This is a genomic window from Sphingobacterium sp. SG20118 (assembly GCF_044740685.1).
Lineage (GTDB): Bacteria > Bacteroidota > Bacteroidia > Sphingobacteriales > Sphingobacteriaceae > Sphingobacterium.
In genome coordinates, this window is sequence record NZ_CP172826.1 from 3816274 (window position 1) to 3830269 (window position 13996).

General features: G+C 35.2%; 14 protein-coding genes and 2 tRNA genes. 7 read left to right on the plus strand and 9 right to left on the minus strand.

Annotated features, from left to right (window positions below):
* Positions 1 to 48 precede the first annotated feature (48 nt).
* Together ACFX5U_RS17585 and ACFX5U_RS17590 are read right to left on the minus strand one after the other, a co-directional pair.
* Positions 49 to 122 (minus strand) — tRNA-Met (locus tag ACFX5U_RS17585).
* Positions 123 to 427: 305 nt separating this feature from the next.
* A tRNA-Met gene (locus ACFX5U_RS17590) sits at positions 428 to 501 on the minus strand.
* A 61-nt stretch (positions 502 to 562) separates the two neighbouring features.
* On the opposite strand from ACFX5U_RS17590, the gene ACFX5U_RS17595 reads away from it, so the two are divergent.
* The 5 genes from ACFX5U_RS17595 to ACFX5U_RS17615 all read left to right on the plus strand — a co-directional run bounded on the left by ACFX5U_RS17595 (position 563) and on the right by ACFX5U_RS17615 (position 5697).
* Positions 563 to 940 carry an START-like domain-containing protein gene (locus tag ACFX5U_RS17595; protein WP_038700603.1) on the plus strand — a complete coding sequence of 126 codons (378 nt, stop codon included), beginning with the start codon at positions 563 to 565 and terminating at the stop codon, positions 938 to 940.
* Positions 941 to 1034: 94 nt separating this feature from the next.
* The gene (locus tag ACFX5U_RS17600) at positions 1035 to 2510 is read left to right on the plus strand and encodes an LptF/LptG family permease (RefSeq protein WP_400261608.1); all 1476 of its coding nucleotides are present in this window, start codon (positions 1035 to 1037) and stop codon (positions 2508 to 2510) included.
* A 77-nt stretch (positions 2511 to 2587) separates the two neighbouring features.
* Positions 2588 to 3802: a bifunctional 3,4-dihydroxy-2-butanone-4-phosphate synthase/GTP cyclohydrolase II gene (locus ACFX5U_RS17605; protein WP_038700607.1), complete on the plus strand. Its 1215-nt coding sequence runs from the start codon at positions 2588 to 2590 to the stop codon at positions 3800 to 3802.
* A 53-nt stretch (positions 3803 to 3855) separates the two neighbouring features.
* Positions 3856 to 4254, plus strand: coding sequence for a thiol-disulfide oxidoreductase DCC family protein (locus ACFX5U_RS17610; protein WP_081918427.1), 399 nt, complete (start codon positions 3856 to 3858; stop codon positions 4252 to 4254).
* Positions 4255 to 4266: 12 nt separating this feature from the next.
* On the plus strand, positions 4267 to 5697 hold the full coding sequence (locus ACFX5U_RS17615) for an NAD-dependent succinate-semialdehyde dehydrogenase (protein WP_400261609.1): 1431 nt from the start codon (positions 4267 to 4269) through the stop codon (positions 5695 to 5697).
* A gap of 94 nt (positions 5698 to 5791) precedes the next feature.
* Here the strand turns inward: ACFX5U_RS17615 and ACFX5U_RS17620 are convergent, their stop codons facing one another.
* Positions 5792 to 6685 (minus strand): sugar phosphate isomerase/epimerase family protein, encoded by an 894-nt coding sequence (locus ACFX5U_RS17620; protein WP_400261610.1) that lies wholly within the window; start codon positions 6683 to 6685, stop codon positions 5792 to 5794.
* Between the two features lie 619 nt (positions 6686 to 7304).
* Between ACFX5U_RS17620 and ACFX5U_RS17625 the strand changes: the two genes are divergently transcribed.
* Complete coding sequence (locus tag ACFX5U_RS17625) at positions 7305 to 7763, plus strand: hypothetical protein (protein ID WP_400261611.1); 459 nt, start codon at positions 7305 to 7307, stop codon at positions 7761 to 7763.
* 102 nt (positions 7764 to 7865) lie between these two features.
* Here ACFX5U_RS17625 and ACFX5U_RS17630 read toward each other — a convergent pair whose 3' ends face one another.
* From ACFX5U_RS17630 to ACFX5U_RS17655, 6 genes are all read right to left on the minus strand, one after another.
* Positions 7866 to 9008 (minus strand): DEAD/DEAH box helicase, encoded by a 1143-nt coding sequence (locus ACFX5U_RS17630; protein WP_400261612.1) that lies wholly within the window; start codon positions 9006 to 9008, stop codon positions 7866 to 7868.
* Positions 9009 to 9186: 178 nt separating this feature from the next.
* Positions 9187 to 9732: a CopD family protein gene (locus tag ACFX5U_RS17635; RefSeq protein WP_038700617.1), complete on the minus strand. Its 546-nt coding sequence runs from the start codon at positions 9730 to 9732 to the stop codon at positions 9187 to 9189.
* 119 nt (positions 9733 to 9851) lie between these two features.
* Positions 9852 to 10889, minus strand: coding sequence for a uroporphyrinogen decarboxylase (gene hemE / locus ACFX5U_RS17640; RefSeq protein WP_038700619.1), 1038 nt, complete (start codon positions 10887 to 10889; stop codon positions 9852 to 9854).
* Positions 10889 to 11407, minus strand: coding sequence for a hypothetical protein (locus tag ACFX5U_RS17645; protein ID WP_400261613.1), 519 nt, complete (start codon positions 11405 to 11407; stop codon positions 10889 to 10891). The genes hemE and ACFX5U_RS17645 overlap by 1 nt, the downstream gene beginning before the upstream one ends.
* Positions 11408 to 11413: 6 nt before the next feature.
* Positions 11414 to 12121 (minus strand): response regulator transcription factor, encoded by a 708-nt coding sequence (locus ACFX5U_RS17650; protein WP_021189964.1) that lies wholly within the window; start codon positions 12119 to 12121, stop codon positions 11414 to 11416.
* Positions 12111 to 12986: a sensor histidine kinase KdpD gene (locus tag ACFX5U_RS17655; protein ID WP_038700622.1), complete on the minus strand. Its 876-nt coding sequence runs from the start codon at positions 12984 to 12986 to the stop codon at positions 12111 to 12113. The genes ACFX5U_RS17650 and ACFX5U_RS17655 overlap by 11 nt, the downstream gene beginning before the upstream one ends.
* A gap of 133 nt (positions 12987 to 13119) precedes the next feature.
* Between ACFX5U_RS17655 and ACFX5U_RS17660 the strand changes: the two genes are divergently transcribed.
* Positions 13120 to 13824, plus strand: a complete 705-nt coding sequence (locus ACFX5U_RS17660; RefSeq protein ID WP_400261614.1) for a YjjG family noncanonical pyrimidine nucleotidase — start codon at positions 13120 to 13122, stop codon at positions 13822 to 13824.
* The last annotated feature ends 172 nt before the right edge of the window (positions 13825 to 13996 follow it).

A 13996-nucleotide genomic window follows, 5' to 3' on the forward strand; every position in this document is an offset into this window, starting at 1 on the left:
AAAAGATATAAAATGAAAAAGCTTCAAGTAAACTTGAAGCTTTTTTCGTAGCGGGGAGCAGGATCGAACTGCCGACCTCAGGGTTATGAATCCTGCGCTCTAACCATCTGAGCTACCCCGCCGTTTTTCGGTATGCAAATATAGCAATAACCCGTCATAAAAAAAGCTTTTTTTGTTTTTTTTTCATGTTTTAACAGTCTTAGAGACTAAAAAAAACGCAATTCCTTTATAATGAAACAAATACTAATTGTAAAAAATAAGCGGAGTAGTAAATAAAAAATCAGGTATCGAAAAGGCTCCCTATCTTTCACAACTTTTTAAATAAAACTTTTTTGGAAAATAATTGCAAAGACAAAATAAATATGTATTATTACAAATAATACTATAAAAGTATAACCAATACGCAATAAAGGATTTAGAGTTTTTGTAGCGGGGAGCAGAATCGAACTGCCGACCTCAGGGTTATGAATCCTGCGCTCTAACCATCTGAGCTACCCCGCCGTTTTTGGGAATGCAAATGTAGTTTTTATTTATCATAATAAAAAATAAATATTCATGTAATATGGCTGAAAAAATAAAATTAACCTTAGAATATATCGTAAATTCTTCACCTAGAATTTTATTCCCCTTTTTACAGGAGCCGAATGCCCTATCACAATGGTTTGCTGATGACGTGAATTATCGAGAATCTATCTATGACTTTGTTTGGGACGATGAGAGTCATAAAGCTAAAATAGTCAATATTAAAGAAAATAAACTCATCCGTTATAAATGGCTCGAAGATGAACCTTACTACTTTGAATTAGAAATTGATCAAGACGAATTAACAAATGATGTCGCATTAAGGATCACAGATTTTGCTAAAGAGGATGATGTAGAAAATCGTAAAATGATCTGGAATAATTCAATAGAATACTTACAAAGTGTGATAGGAGGATAAAAAAGTATATCTTTGCATCTAAATAAGGTCTATTAAAATTAGGCCTCTAAAGCTTCAAAAATAATCAAAGCTTTAGCAAGGAACACATGATCGGATGAAAAAGATTTATCTACTTATTCTTAAATCCTTTATAAAGCCATTTCTCGTCACTTTTTGCATTGTGATGTTTGTGCTTTTAATGCTTTTCTTATTTAAATACATTGATGATTTAATAGGCAAAGGCTTCGAGTGGATTGTCATTTTAAAATTGCTAGGCTACGCATGTGTCACGCAAATTTCAATGGCCATGCCACTTTCTATGCTATTGTCATCCATCATGACTTTTGGAAACTTGGGTGAAAGCTATGAGCTTGTTGCCATCAAAGCTGCAGGAGTATCGCTTAGAAAAGCCATGACCCCACTATTCATATTAGTGGGTTTCTTCAGCTTAAGTTCATTTCTTTTTTCAGATTACATTCTACCCATTGCCAATCTAAAAATGGGTTCATTGCTTTATGACGTTAGGAACAAAAAGGCTGACTTTTTAATTAAGCCGGGAATCTTCAACAATACCATACCTGGATATTCCATTCGTGCAAAAGGTAAAAATGAAAATGGAACGATCCTTTATGACCTTATGATTTATGACAATCAAGGTGGAAATGCAGGAAATACCGTTTTAATTGCTAAAGAAGGGTTTATCTACAACTCACCTGATAATAGTTATATGATCTTAAAACTAAAAGATGGTATACGCTATGAAGATGCACGCGTAAAAAGCTCAAAAAGTTACGACCCTCGCCAACAATTTACCAGATTTAAATTCAAAGAGACTGAACAAAAATTTGATATGGAATGGAATAAAATGCAAAAAACAGATGAAAATCTGTTCAAGAGTCACCATGCCATGTTAAACTTAAAACAGCTCAAAGTATATACCGATTCGAATAAAGTTAAGTTAGACAGCGTGAAACATATGTTATCCAATACAATGGACCATCGTTTCAATCTGTTTTCTCCATATTTCAATACTAAACAGGGGAACGAAACGATAAAACCTGTTCAAGTAAAACCATTCAATGATCTTATGCAGGATATCGTCAGTCCTGAACAGCGAGTTCAAATTACCGCAAGTGCTTTAAGTCAACTCAATTATATGAAAGACGATCTTAGTAATAGATTGCCCGATTATAAAGATTTAAATTCAAAAGACATACGCTACCAGATTGAATTTCATCGAAAATTCACACTAGCGGTGTCTTGTTTACTACTATTTGCTATTGGAGCACCCTTAGGAGCTATTATTCGTAAAGGAGGATTAGGTCTTCCTGTCATCATGGCTATTATCTTCTTTCTGATTTATCACATCATCTCAACGGTGGCAGAAAAATCGGCTAAAGACGGTTCCATTTCACCTATCCTAGGAATGTGGATGGCCATTATTGTATTGTCTCCCTTAGCAGGATTCTTAACCTATAAATCCACGACAGACTCTGCCCTCTTCGATATCGACCAATATAAGATAAAAGCCGAGGCAGGATTGAAATGGCTTAAGAACAAACTAGCTAAAAAGAAGCCAAAAGTGCAATAATAAGCTCATTTTGACTTATACATTATAAATAAAATAGAATACTATACTACCTTTGTATATATACATTTAAGAGATCGATGGAGTTCAAATTAAACACGATTGAAGAAGCAATCGAAGATATAAAAGCTGGCAAAGTGATCATCGTAGTGGATGATGAAGACCGCGAAAATGAAGGTGATTTTGTTACAGCAGCTAGAAATGCTACACCAGAAGTCATCAATTTCATGGCAACACACGGAAGAGGTTTAGTATGTGCACCTTTAACGAAACAACGTTGTGATGAACTGAATTTAGAATTAATGGTAGGTAAGAATACCGCTGTTTACGAAACTAATTTTACGGTTTCTGTTGACCTACAAGGATATGGTTGTACAACAGGAATTTCAGCTTCCGACCGTTCAAAAACAATCAAAGCGTTAATCGATCCAAACATCGACCCTGTCGAGCTTGGACGCCCAGGGCATATATTTCCACTAATCGCAAAAGATGGTGGTGTATTACGTCGTACAGGTCATACAGAAGCTACTGTAGACTTGGCACGTCTTGCTGGTTTCGAACCAGCAGGTGTATTGGTTGAGATTTTAAAAGACGATGGTGAAATGGCAAGACTTCCAGAATTAATGGAAGTAGCAAAACGTTTTGATTTAAAGATTATCAGCATTGAGGATTTAATCGAATATCGTTTAAAACATGATTCCCTTATCACTGAAGAAGTTGAAGTCGATATGCCAACGGCATTCGGTGATTTTAAATTAAAAGCTTACACACAAAAAGATACAGGCGAGCACCATCTAGCACTTTACAAAGGCGAATGGACTGAAGAAGAGCCTATTTTAGTACGTGTACATAGCTCATGTCTTACTGGTGATATCTTTGGCTCTTGCCGTTGTGATTGTGGTCCACAATTACATAAAGCAATGGAGATGATTCAAAAAGAAGGTAAAGGTGTTATCGTATACATGAATCAAGAAGGCCGTGGAATAGGTCTAGTAAACAAATTGCAAGCATACAAACTGCAAGAAAGTGGTATCGACACTGTAGACGCCAATATTCAATTAGGCTTCAAAGCAGATTTACGCGATTATGGAATTGGCGCTCAGATTTTGAGAAATCTTGGTGTTACCAAAATGCGCTTAATGTCCAACAATCCTACAAAACGAGCAGGTTTGGTTGGATATGGATTAGAAATCATAGAAAACGTAGCTATCGAAATCCAATCTAACCCTTATAATGAGGAATATTTAAAAACAAAGAGAGACCGAATGGGTCATACCATTATGAAGAATCTTTAATTATATTAAAAAAGGGAGTTCGAAAGTTCTCCCTTTTTAATTTATAACTTTAAATGATGAAAGAAAATCCTAAACAACTCATATTATTTGATGGGATTTGCAACCTCTGCAATAAGACTGTTAATTTTATCATCAAGAGAGATAAAAAAGATCAATTTAGATTTACATCCTTACAATCTAAGATTGGGGATAGCTATGTTCGTCATCTACCTCCAGGCACAGACTCTATCCTATATCTCAGAAATAATAAAATCTTTACAAAAAGTACCGCAGCCCTATATATTGCTAAAGATATAGGCTATCCGTACGCCTTACTTTTTCCTTTAATCTTTTTACCAACATCTTGGCGAGACAATTGTTATGATTATATCGCAAAAAATAGATACCGTTGGTTTGGAAAACAAGAACAATGCGAAATACCCTCCAAACAAACGAGCAAAAAATTCATTTAAAATAAAGACGCTATGAAAAATCCCTTATTGCTAAATCAAGCTTATATAAATGGAAAATTCATTTCCCACATACACACATTCGATGTCATTAACCCTGCTACAGGAAAAGTAATAGACTCCGTTCCTGATCTAGAAGTAAAAGCGTGTCAAAATGCGATAGCAGCAGCAGAAACAGCTTGGAAAACCTGGCGTTCATTATCCACTACACAGCGTAGTATCTTAGTTAGAAATTGGTACGGTCTGATCTTAAAGAATAAAAATTATTTAGCAGAAATTATAACACTTGAAAGTGGTAAACCCTTGAAAGAGTCATTGACAGAAGTTGAATATGGGAATTCATTTGTTGAATGGTTTGCAGAAGAAGGAAAAAGAACATATGGTGAAACAATACCTTCTGCTCAAAATGGAAATCGCATGATAACCATAAAGCAAGGAATTGGTGTAGTCGCTGCCATCACACCTTGGAATTTCCCCTTAGCAATGATTACGCGCAAGGTAGCCCCTGCCCTTGTTGCAGGCTGTACCATTGTATTAAAACCTGCCTCACAAACTCCCTTTTCCGCTATTGCATTAGCTAAGTTGGCAGAAGAAGCTGGGCTTCCTAAAGGAGTTTTTAATGTCGTAACCAGTAAAGATAGTGCCGGTTTTGGCAAAGAGCTGGCAACAAACCCAGTAATAAGAAAACTATCATTTACAGGTTCAACGGAGGTGGGGAAATCCCTAATCGCACAATCTGCTTCCAATATCAAAAAAGTATCCATGGAATTGGGAGGCAATGCCCCATTTATTGTATTTGACGATGCCGATATAGATGCCGCAGTAAAAGGGGCAATAGCGGGCAAGTTTCGCAATTCAGGACAAACTTGTGTTTCCATCAATCGTTTTTATGTCCAAGAAAATGTATACGAAGAATTCGCAAAAAAACTTACCACAGCAGTTAAAGAACTTAAAGTAGGAAATGGCCTAGATAAAGGTATTGAAGTTGGCCCACTAATTAATCTGAAGGGACTTGAAAAAGTTAAAAACCATATTGATGATGCGCTGCAACATGGAGCCAAAATCACAACAGGTGGTAAACAATTAAAGGGTTTATTCTTTGAGCCCACTGTATTGACTCATATATCGCATACAGCACGTATTGCCCAGGAGGAAACATTTGGGCCGGTATGTGCATTGTTTAAATTTACAACTGAAGAGTCTGCGATTACATTATCCAACGACACCCCATTTGGTTTAGCATCCTATTTCTATAGTCAAAATGTAAATCGATGTTTTCGCGTGTCCGAGCAACTGGAAGCGGGCATGGTTGGTATTAATACCGGTTTGATTTCAAATGCTGCTGCCCCATTCGGTGGTGTAAAAGAGTCAGGAATCGGTCGCGAGGGATCAAAACATGGATTAGATGAATATATGGAAATAAAATATTTATGTTTCGGTGCATAATTCGGATAACAACTAGACAATTAGTAACTAAAAAAGAAATCACGTGCCTACACAGACACGTGATTTCTTTTTTAGATAGGAAAGCTAGAACCGACTATTTTGAATAGCTTGCTTCAACATACGGAGCCGCTAAAAGGTAATCGATACTCTCTTTAAGGCCTGTTTCCAAATCAACAGAAACTTCTTCTAGTTCCACAAATATGTGCTTCACACCAGCTTTTTTTGCATTTTTAAAGATCGCATCAAAGCCCACCATTCCACTTTGTCCTATTTCGCGGCGATCTTTGATATGAAGTGCTTTAAATCTTCCTGGATATTTGCTAAAGTAATCAACTGGACTAGATTGTCCCATTACCGTCCAATATACATCTAATTCAAAAAATACATCTTCAGGATTTGTATGTTCGATCATATAATCTAGCATCACAACCTTATCCTCTACTTTTTGAAATTCGTGCGAATGGTTATGATATCCATACTTCATTCCATTTTGGCGACATAATTTACCGACCTCATTTAGATACTTACACTGTAATTCCAAATCCTTTATCGTTTTTGGAACTTCCATCCATGGCGTAACAATATATTCCATCCCGGCAGCCTTATGAGCTGCTATTGCCGCTTCCCACCACTTCATTGCTTCAGAAAAATTTCCAGATGCTAATTCTTCTTTTGAAAGATTTCTAGTTGCATGCGAGGAAACTACGCGCATCCCAGCTTTTTCAACTTTATTTTTAAACTCTTGTGGAGTGTTATTATAAAATTTACCATCACTAAATCCTGCTGCTTCTACAGAAGTATACCCCATAGCAGACAATTTCTGTAAGACAGGAAAATAGTCAACATCATTCTTAATCAAACTTCTCACTGAATAAAGCTGTAAGCCAATATCTTTCTTTTTCAATGTTTGCTGAGCAAAACTTTCGAAGCTCAAAAGACTTGTTCCTGTTACCAAAAGAACAGTAACCAAAAATTTTAATTTTTTCATAATTTATAATCGTAAAATAATAGCAACCCTTTGATTATTGATAGGTCGGAAATCACATGTTATAATGTTAGCTTCTATAGGTAGCTAGAACATACATGTAATATTATACATTTTTTCAAAAATATACAACAGCATACAGCAATTCTGAGATAACAATTCGAGTACAATTGTTATAAATCATCAGAATCTCAACTTAGAGTCCGATAATTAAAAAGTTCTCTATTCATATACTGCCAATCCTTTAACAGCCTACTTTATTTTTTGATGAAAATTCAGACATAAGAATCATAAATACATCATTAATTCTGAGCCAAAACAACTAGAAAAGCTTAACTGAAGTATTAATTTATAAAATAGATCCGACTTTGCGAATGAGATATAAAGGCAGGGAAAGAATAAAGGTGAAATAGTAATACCAATCTGGTATATGTAATGGAAAACATTAAAGAAAAATTAATGCAATAATTTCCAAATCAAATCTTAAATTTAGAAATAATACCACTGGAAATACCAGATTTATGGATAAAGACTTAATTTAAGAAGTAAAATATGCAGTTTATGATCTATTCCAATTCAAATTTACTGTTTCCACAATAATATATATTCAAATAATTTTTCAATGTTTCATATTTGCACAGCCTTTTCCAGACCGATAATCAATATCTACCTCCTTGCTATTACTTTATTATCCATAAGTTGTCAATCAAATATTTCAAATTTAAAAACGAAAGATTATCAGGCAATTTCAAATAGGGATACAGCCTATCTGAGACTGACCAAACATGACAACTTTTTTTATGGCCATTATTTGGTTAATTATGGAGGCAGTTCAAAAGATTCAGGGGAAATTAGGGGAAATATCCTAGGCGATACCCTTAAGGGTGATTATTTCTATTATCCTAGAAGTGGGGGTGTCAAAAAAAGATCCCCTTTCGCACTACTGCAAAAAGGTAGTACCTTAAAATTAGGAACTGGTTCAGTTATGAGTTTTATGGATATCCCCTACTATTCACCAAGTATACCCATCAATTACGATGATGTTAAATTTATTTTCCATGAAATAACAACAAAAAATTAATGCTATTTAGGGAACTACTGTAAACAATAAAGCATCATACCTATGAGATAGGTATGATGCTTTATTATTCCATCAGATAATGATGGATGAGTAAATTAGTTGTTAATATCCGTGTAGATTTACCTCGTTTGTTGGCTTAATTTCCACTGACTTACCCATTTTCTTTTGTATAACACCAAAATGCTGTAAATCCTCGTCAGTTAGCAACGTGATCGCTAAACCAGTATCATGAGCACGACCTGTTCTACCAATACGATGTACATAATCCAATGGAGAACGAGGTAACTCAAAATTAATGACAACAGGTAAAGCATCAATATGTATCCCACGGCCAATTAGATCTGTAGCGACCAAAACTTGTACATCACCCTTTTTGAAATAATCCAGATGGTCCCTTCTATTACCTTGCGATTTTTGACCATGAATAGATAAGGCTCTAATTTTATTCTTTATTAATTTATCAACCAATTTATCAGCTGTACGCGTAGATGATACAAAGACGAGTACTTGATTCATCTTGTTCTCTTTAATCAGATACCGTAAGAACGGACCCTTAGTTTCGGAAGTCACATGATAGGCAATCTGCTCAATATGATCAATGTGAACATCTTCACTATCGATTTCTATGACAATCGGATCAATTGCAAGTATTTTATTAATTTCCGCTATTTTATCATTTAATGTTGCCGAAAATAAAGTAGTTTGTTTTTTCTTAGGCATTAAAGCGAAAAGTTGCTTCAATTCGTCCTCAAAACCCATTTGAAACATTTTATCTGCCTCATCAATAACCAGGTGTTGAATCTGACCAATACTTAATGCTTTACTATTTATCAAATCAAGCAAACGTCCTGGAGTTGCTGTTAAGACTTCTACCCCTAACATACCCTTCATCTGTGGATTGATAGATACGCCGCCATACACTGCCATTGTTCTAACCTCTCGTTTTAGATTGGTAGTAAAAGCTCTAAAAACCTCATCAATTTGAATAGCCAATTCTCGTGTAGGAACGAGTATCAATACTTCTATATTTCGATCACGTTGAACAACCTCAGCTTGTAGTTTTTCTAAAATAGGCATCACAAAACAGGCTGTCTTTCCCGATCCCGTTTGTGCAACTCCCATCATATCCTTACCGGATAAAATAACTGGAATACCTTGTTCTTGAATAGGAAAAGGTTTGAGATAACCTAACTGCTTTACAGAACTAATGATATTGTGCGATAAACCTAAAGACTCAAATGACATAACAATATTTTATTTACTGCAAATGTACACTATTATTTATTCTGAAAAGTTATGGATAAGGTATCAATTACTCAGATGGCCTAAATGTGGCAATAGAATCACAGGGTCTATCGAAAAGATTAACTGTTTAGAGTAAAGGTAAAAGAATTACAACATCACAAAAGCCAAGGAAACCATATTACTTACTCCCTTTAGAAATACGATATTTTTTATAGGCTTTAATCAAAATCATTAATAAAATAGCTAATGATAAAAGTCCCGCAACACCGTAAATCCAATTTAAAGCTGATTTCAGTACGACTGTAAAAACAATGGCGAATAATAACACCGTAGATACTTCATTCCACATTCTAAGCTTTGAAGAACTCAGCGTAGATTTCTCATCTCTTAGGTTGAATAACATATGTTGGCTTATAAAGTGGTAGGCAATCATGCCCGCTACAAGCACCAACTTAACCTGCATCCAACCCATTTGCAATAATGCAGGATTAACGTACAACATCACTAAAGCAGAACTCACCGTAATATACATAGCCGGTGTAGTAATGACCCACCATAGACGATTTTCCATGATTGAGAATTGCTTGTGCAAGATGGTATATGTTTCTTTTGATTGTTCTTTTGCTTCGGTATGGTAAATAAATAATCGCGGCATATAGAATAAACCGGCCATCCAACAAATGACAAAAATAATATGTATCGCTTTAGCGTAAAGGTAAACCATGATTGTGAAAAATTAGGACAAAGATAGTCGAATATTTATTTACTTGGAGAGTTGATATCACAGAAAACAAAACAAGGAACAAAATATTGTTCCTTGTTTTGTTCATTAATGGATACGAGTTAGTATCTAAATTCTTTAACCACTTCGATAGCGTATTTTACATTATCAAATGGAATGTCGGGCATAATTCCATGTCCTAAGTTGAAAATAAAACCATTTTCACCACGCATGCGCTCAAACAATTGAAGGATTTTTTCTTTGATTACTTTTTTATCAGCATATAAAACAAAAGGATCCAAATTACCTTGAACAGCAATACCAGCAGGCAAAGATTGTTTGATATTTTTCAAATCTGCATTCCAATCTACTGAAATTACATCTGGCTTCGATTCTGCCATAATCGGAGCGAATACAGAAGAACCTTTACAGAAAGAAATCACAGGAACATCTTGACGGTTCAATTTAGAGATAATCTGATTATTGTAATAATGAGCAAACTCCTTATAGTCATTCCAAGATAAAGCTAATGCCCAGCTGTCAAACAACTGAATTGCATTTACACCTGCAGCGATTTGCATATTTAAATATTCTACCGTTACATCGGCAATCTTCTGAAGAATAATATGCGCCAACTTAGGCTCATTATTCAACATCAATTTGGTCAATTTAAAATCTTTTGATGAACCACCTTCGACTAAATAACTCAAGATCGTAAAAGGTGCTCCAGCAAATCCGATCAAAGGAATACTACCATTCAAACGCTGTTGAATAACTTTAATAGCATCAGCTACATATTCCAATTTAGGTAGACAATCTGTTACCAATTTATCTGCATCAGCGTAAGAACGTACTGGATTGGCAAAACGAGGACCGACACCTTGTTCGAAACTCAAATCTCCACCCATTGCTTCTCCTGTTACCAAGATGTCAGAAAACAAAATTGCAGCATCAATCCCCAATAGATCAACAGGCAACATCGTAACATCAGCTGCAATCTCAGGAGTTTTGCACATTTCCAAAAAGGAGTATTTATTTTTAATCGCCCAATACTCAGGCATAAATCTACCAGCTTGACGCATCATCCACACCGGTGGGCGTTCTGTCTGCTGCGAGCGTGCAGCGCGAATCAATAAATCGTTTTGTAAAGTAGTAATCACTATATATGTTTTGAAATTTCGTTTTGTATTTTCCCAACTATACTGGCCTGACGTTCAGTCAAATTTAATTTTTTAGCCACATCAATATAAGCCTGAGCACGATCATAAGCCTCTTTTCTTAAGCTGATATTGGATAAATTAATCAAGATCATTCCCTTTTCATTATCTTTTTTCCAAGGTAATCTTGAAGCCAATTGGAAGTGATATTCGGCTTCATCTATGCGATCCTCATGTAGCGAAATAGTACCCATCATAAATTCATAAATATTACGACGTCCTTTTCTGAGACGATCAGGGTTCTTCACTTCTGCCAACAGAGTCTTTGCTTTTTCGTAGTTCTGCTTATGAAAAGAATCACTAGCCATCGCTACAGAGCTTTCTCGCAAATGACTCCACACGAGATAACAAACACCGCCCGCAATCAGGATGGAAATTTGATAATGTCCCGCATAGATGCCATAACCGATGAACAATAATGCAATAATAATAACAGCTACACGAGCCTTCAATGTCATCATAAAATACTAAGCGTTGTTGTCCGTAAATTTATATCCGACACCACGAATGGAATGAAAATAAATCGGATGCTTTTGATCCGGTTCAAAATATTTACGGAAAGTCAAGATAAAATTATCAATCGTTCGCGTAGATGGATAAACATCATAATTCCACACTGTCTCCAATATTTGCTCACGAGATACAGCTTCATTACGGCGCTCAATCAATAACTTCAACAGCATGGTTTCCTTCTTTGTTAAAGAAGTAATTGTCCCATCTGCATGATGCAATTCATAGGAATTAAAATAAATTGTTTTATCTCCAATCTGATAAGAATTTAATTCTTTCAAATCGTCTGGTTTTAAACTTCTACGCACCAAATTCCCTACCCTTAAGATAAGTTCCTCTAAGTTGAAAGGTTTTATTAGATAATCGTCAGCACCTTTTTTAAGGCCTGTTATACGATCCTCACTACTATTTTTAGCTGTTAAAAACATAATAGGAACTTCCGTATTTTGAAGTCGAATAGTTTCAGCGACTTGAAAACCATCTATTTCTGGAATCATGACATCCAAGATGATTAAATTAAAACGTTCTTCCTTGAATATTTTCAAAGCTTTTTTTCCGTCTGTTGCTGTTGTCACACGGTAACCTTCTAACTCCAAATTTAACTTGATAGCCTCTAACAAGTGTTCTTCGTCTTCTACGAGCAGTATGCGTTGTTTACTTTGCATTTTTATCAAATGTTACTTCAAAAATACTCCCCGAAGGAGCGTTATCTTTTACCTTAATATACGCGTTATGCTTTTGCAAAACGGTCTTTACTATATACAACCCCAAACCTGTACCTTTAGTTTTACGCGTCGCTTCACTTCCAACGCGATAAAATTTATTAAAGATAAGTTTTTTCTCATTATCACTGATGCCAATTCCATGATCAGCAACAGAAAAAACAATACCTTGGGCTTCATTGGTCAATTTTACAACAACATTCGCACAAGGTGGCGAATATTTAATCGCATTTTCAATCAGATTGGTAACCACATTGCTAATCGCAAATTTATCTGCATAAAGCATAACATCCGCATCCAATTTGGGTTTCAACACCTGAGTTCTACAGGCATTTTTCTGTAGGCGATCAACAATTTGCTCTACTAATTCGGTTAGGTTAAACTCTTCCTTAGGAAGATTAAAGTTACGACTTTCAAGCTTAGTAGTAAGCAATACATTCTCAACCAGATCATCTAGACGTTCAATATCCTTTAAAGAATTCTTTAAAAAAACTTGTTGTTGTTCTTTATCCAAATCCCGCTTTAAAATCGTTTGAATGTATAGCTTCACCGAAGCTAATGGCGATTTTAACTCATGCGTTATCGCTAACAAAAAATTCTGTTGCTGTTGCTGCAATTTCTGTTCGCGTACAAATAACTTTTTCAAACGCATCGCTCCCCATAAAAATATCAACAAGAAAAAAATACCCTCACCAATAATCATCGATTTCCTTTGTGGCTGAAACCGAGCAAGCATAACTCCCCACCAAATCAACTGAGAAGTAGCGTAGAATACAAGAAAATAAAATAGAACAAGTGCTTTTTTCATATAATATATTGCAACAGAACAAAAATAACGATAAAGAGATGTATAAAAAAATGTGTAGGACTTTATGACACTAAGAGGAAAATCATGTACCTAACATTTCTTTCTATTAGGCCTATTACACTATATTTGTATCATGTTTAAACAAGATAAAAAAGATATCTTCTTCGATTTGGATCATACCATTTGGGATTTTGACAAAAATGCTGAAGAGACATTGGATGAACTATATTATCAATATCGCTTTGACCAATTATTTGAAAAAGAAGAAGCTACTGAATTTATTGAAACCTATACGGTTAATAATCATCGACTTTGGAATCTATACCATCATGGTAAAATTGATAAAGCAGAATTACGTCGCGCACGTTTTGCTGATACCTTTACAGCATTAGGAGTAGACCCCAACTTATTTCCAAAAAGCTTTGAAGAAGAGTACTTAGCAATTTGCCCTCAAAAAACAAACTTGTTTCCACATGCCCATGAAACCCTGAGCTACCTGTACACCAATTACAATTTACACTTGATTTCAAATGGTTTCAAAGAAGCGTGTGAGATAAAATTAGCAAAAAGCGATCTCAATAAATATTTCAAAAATATTTTCATTTCAGAGGTAGTGGGTGTAAATAAACCTGATCCCAGAATCTTTAATTTTGCATTAGATAAAGCTGCTGCTCAAACAAATAGCTCTATGATGATTGGTGATAATATCGATGCAGATGTTCGAGGTGCTATGAATGTGGGAATGGATGCTGTTTTCTTCAATCCCGGTCAAATGGATAAACCTAAAGATATACCCTATATGATTTGCGACCTAAAGGAATTGCAAACCATCTTATAAACAAAGAGCTGAACGGTAACTGCGCATAGAATTTAACTGCTAATGATTGCTATCCTTAATGTAAAATAAGAAGCTAAGCCCTTATCGCTCCAGTCAGACTAAAAAAGAAAAATACCGATAGAAAAATATTTTCAGTAATGCCATAAAAAAGGGTGCTTGGAAAATCAAGCAC

Excerpts from the sequence above, each read along its gene's own strand:
- ACFX5U_RS17625 (WP_400261611.1), top strand. The coding sequence starts at position 7,305 with ATGTTTCATATTTGCACAGCCTTTTCCAGACCGATAATCAATATCTAC.
- ACFX5U_RS17605 (WP_038700607.1), top strand. The coding sequence starts at position 2,588 with ATGGAGTTCAAATTAAACACGATTGAAGAAGCAATCGAAGATATAAAA.
- ACFX5U_RS17645 (WP_400261613.1), bottom strand. The coding sequence starts at position 11,407 with ATGATGACATTGAAGGCTCGTGTAGCTGTTATTATTATTGCATTATTG.
- ACFX5U_RS17610 (WP_081918427.1), top strand. The coding sequence starts at position 3,856 with ATGATGAAAGAAAATCCTAAACAACTCATATTATTTGATGGGATTTGC.
- ACFX5U_RS17600 (WP_400261608.1), top strand. The coding sequence starts at position 1,035 with ATGAAAAAGATTTATCTACTTATTCTTAAATCCTTTATAAAGCCATTT.
- ACFX5U_RS17595 (WP_038700603.1), top strand. The coding sequence starts at position 563 with ATGGCTGAAAAAATAAAATTAACCTTAGAATATATCGTAAATTCTTCA.
- ACFX5U_RS17620 (WP_400261610.1), bottom strand. The coding sequence starts at position 6,685 with ATGAAAAAATTAAAATTTTTGGTTACTGTTCTTTTGGTAACAGGAACA.
- ACFX5U_RS17615 (WP_400261609.1), top strand. The coding sequence starts at position 4,267 with ATGAAAAATCCCTTATTGCTAAATCAAGCTTATATAAATGGAAAATTC.
- ACFX5U_RS17660 (WP_400261614.1), top strand. The coding sequence starts at position 13,120 with ATGTTTAAACAAGATAAAAAAGATATCTTCTTCGATTTGGATCATACC.
- ACFX5U_RS17655 (WP_038700622.1), bottom strand. The coding sequence starts at position 12,986 with ATGAAAAAAGCACTTGTTCTATTTTATTTTCTTGTATTCTACGCTACT.
- ACFX5U_RS17635 (WP_038700617.1), bottom strand. The coding sequence starts at position 9,732 with ATGGTTTACCTTTACGCTAAAGCGATACATATTATTTTTGTCATTTGT.
- ACFX5U_RS17650 (WP_021189964.1), bottom strand. The coding sequence starts at position 12,121 with ATGCAAAGTAAACAACGCATACTGCTCGTAGAAGACGAAGAACACTTG.
- ACFX5U_RS17630 (WP_400261612.1), bottom strand. The coding sequence starts at position 9,008 with ATGTCATTTGAGTCTTTAGGTTTATCGCACAATATCATTAGTTCTGTA.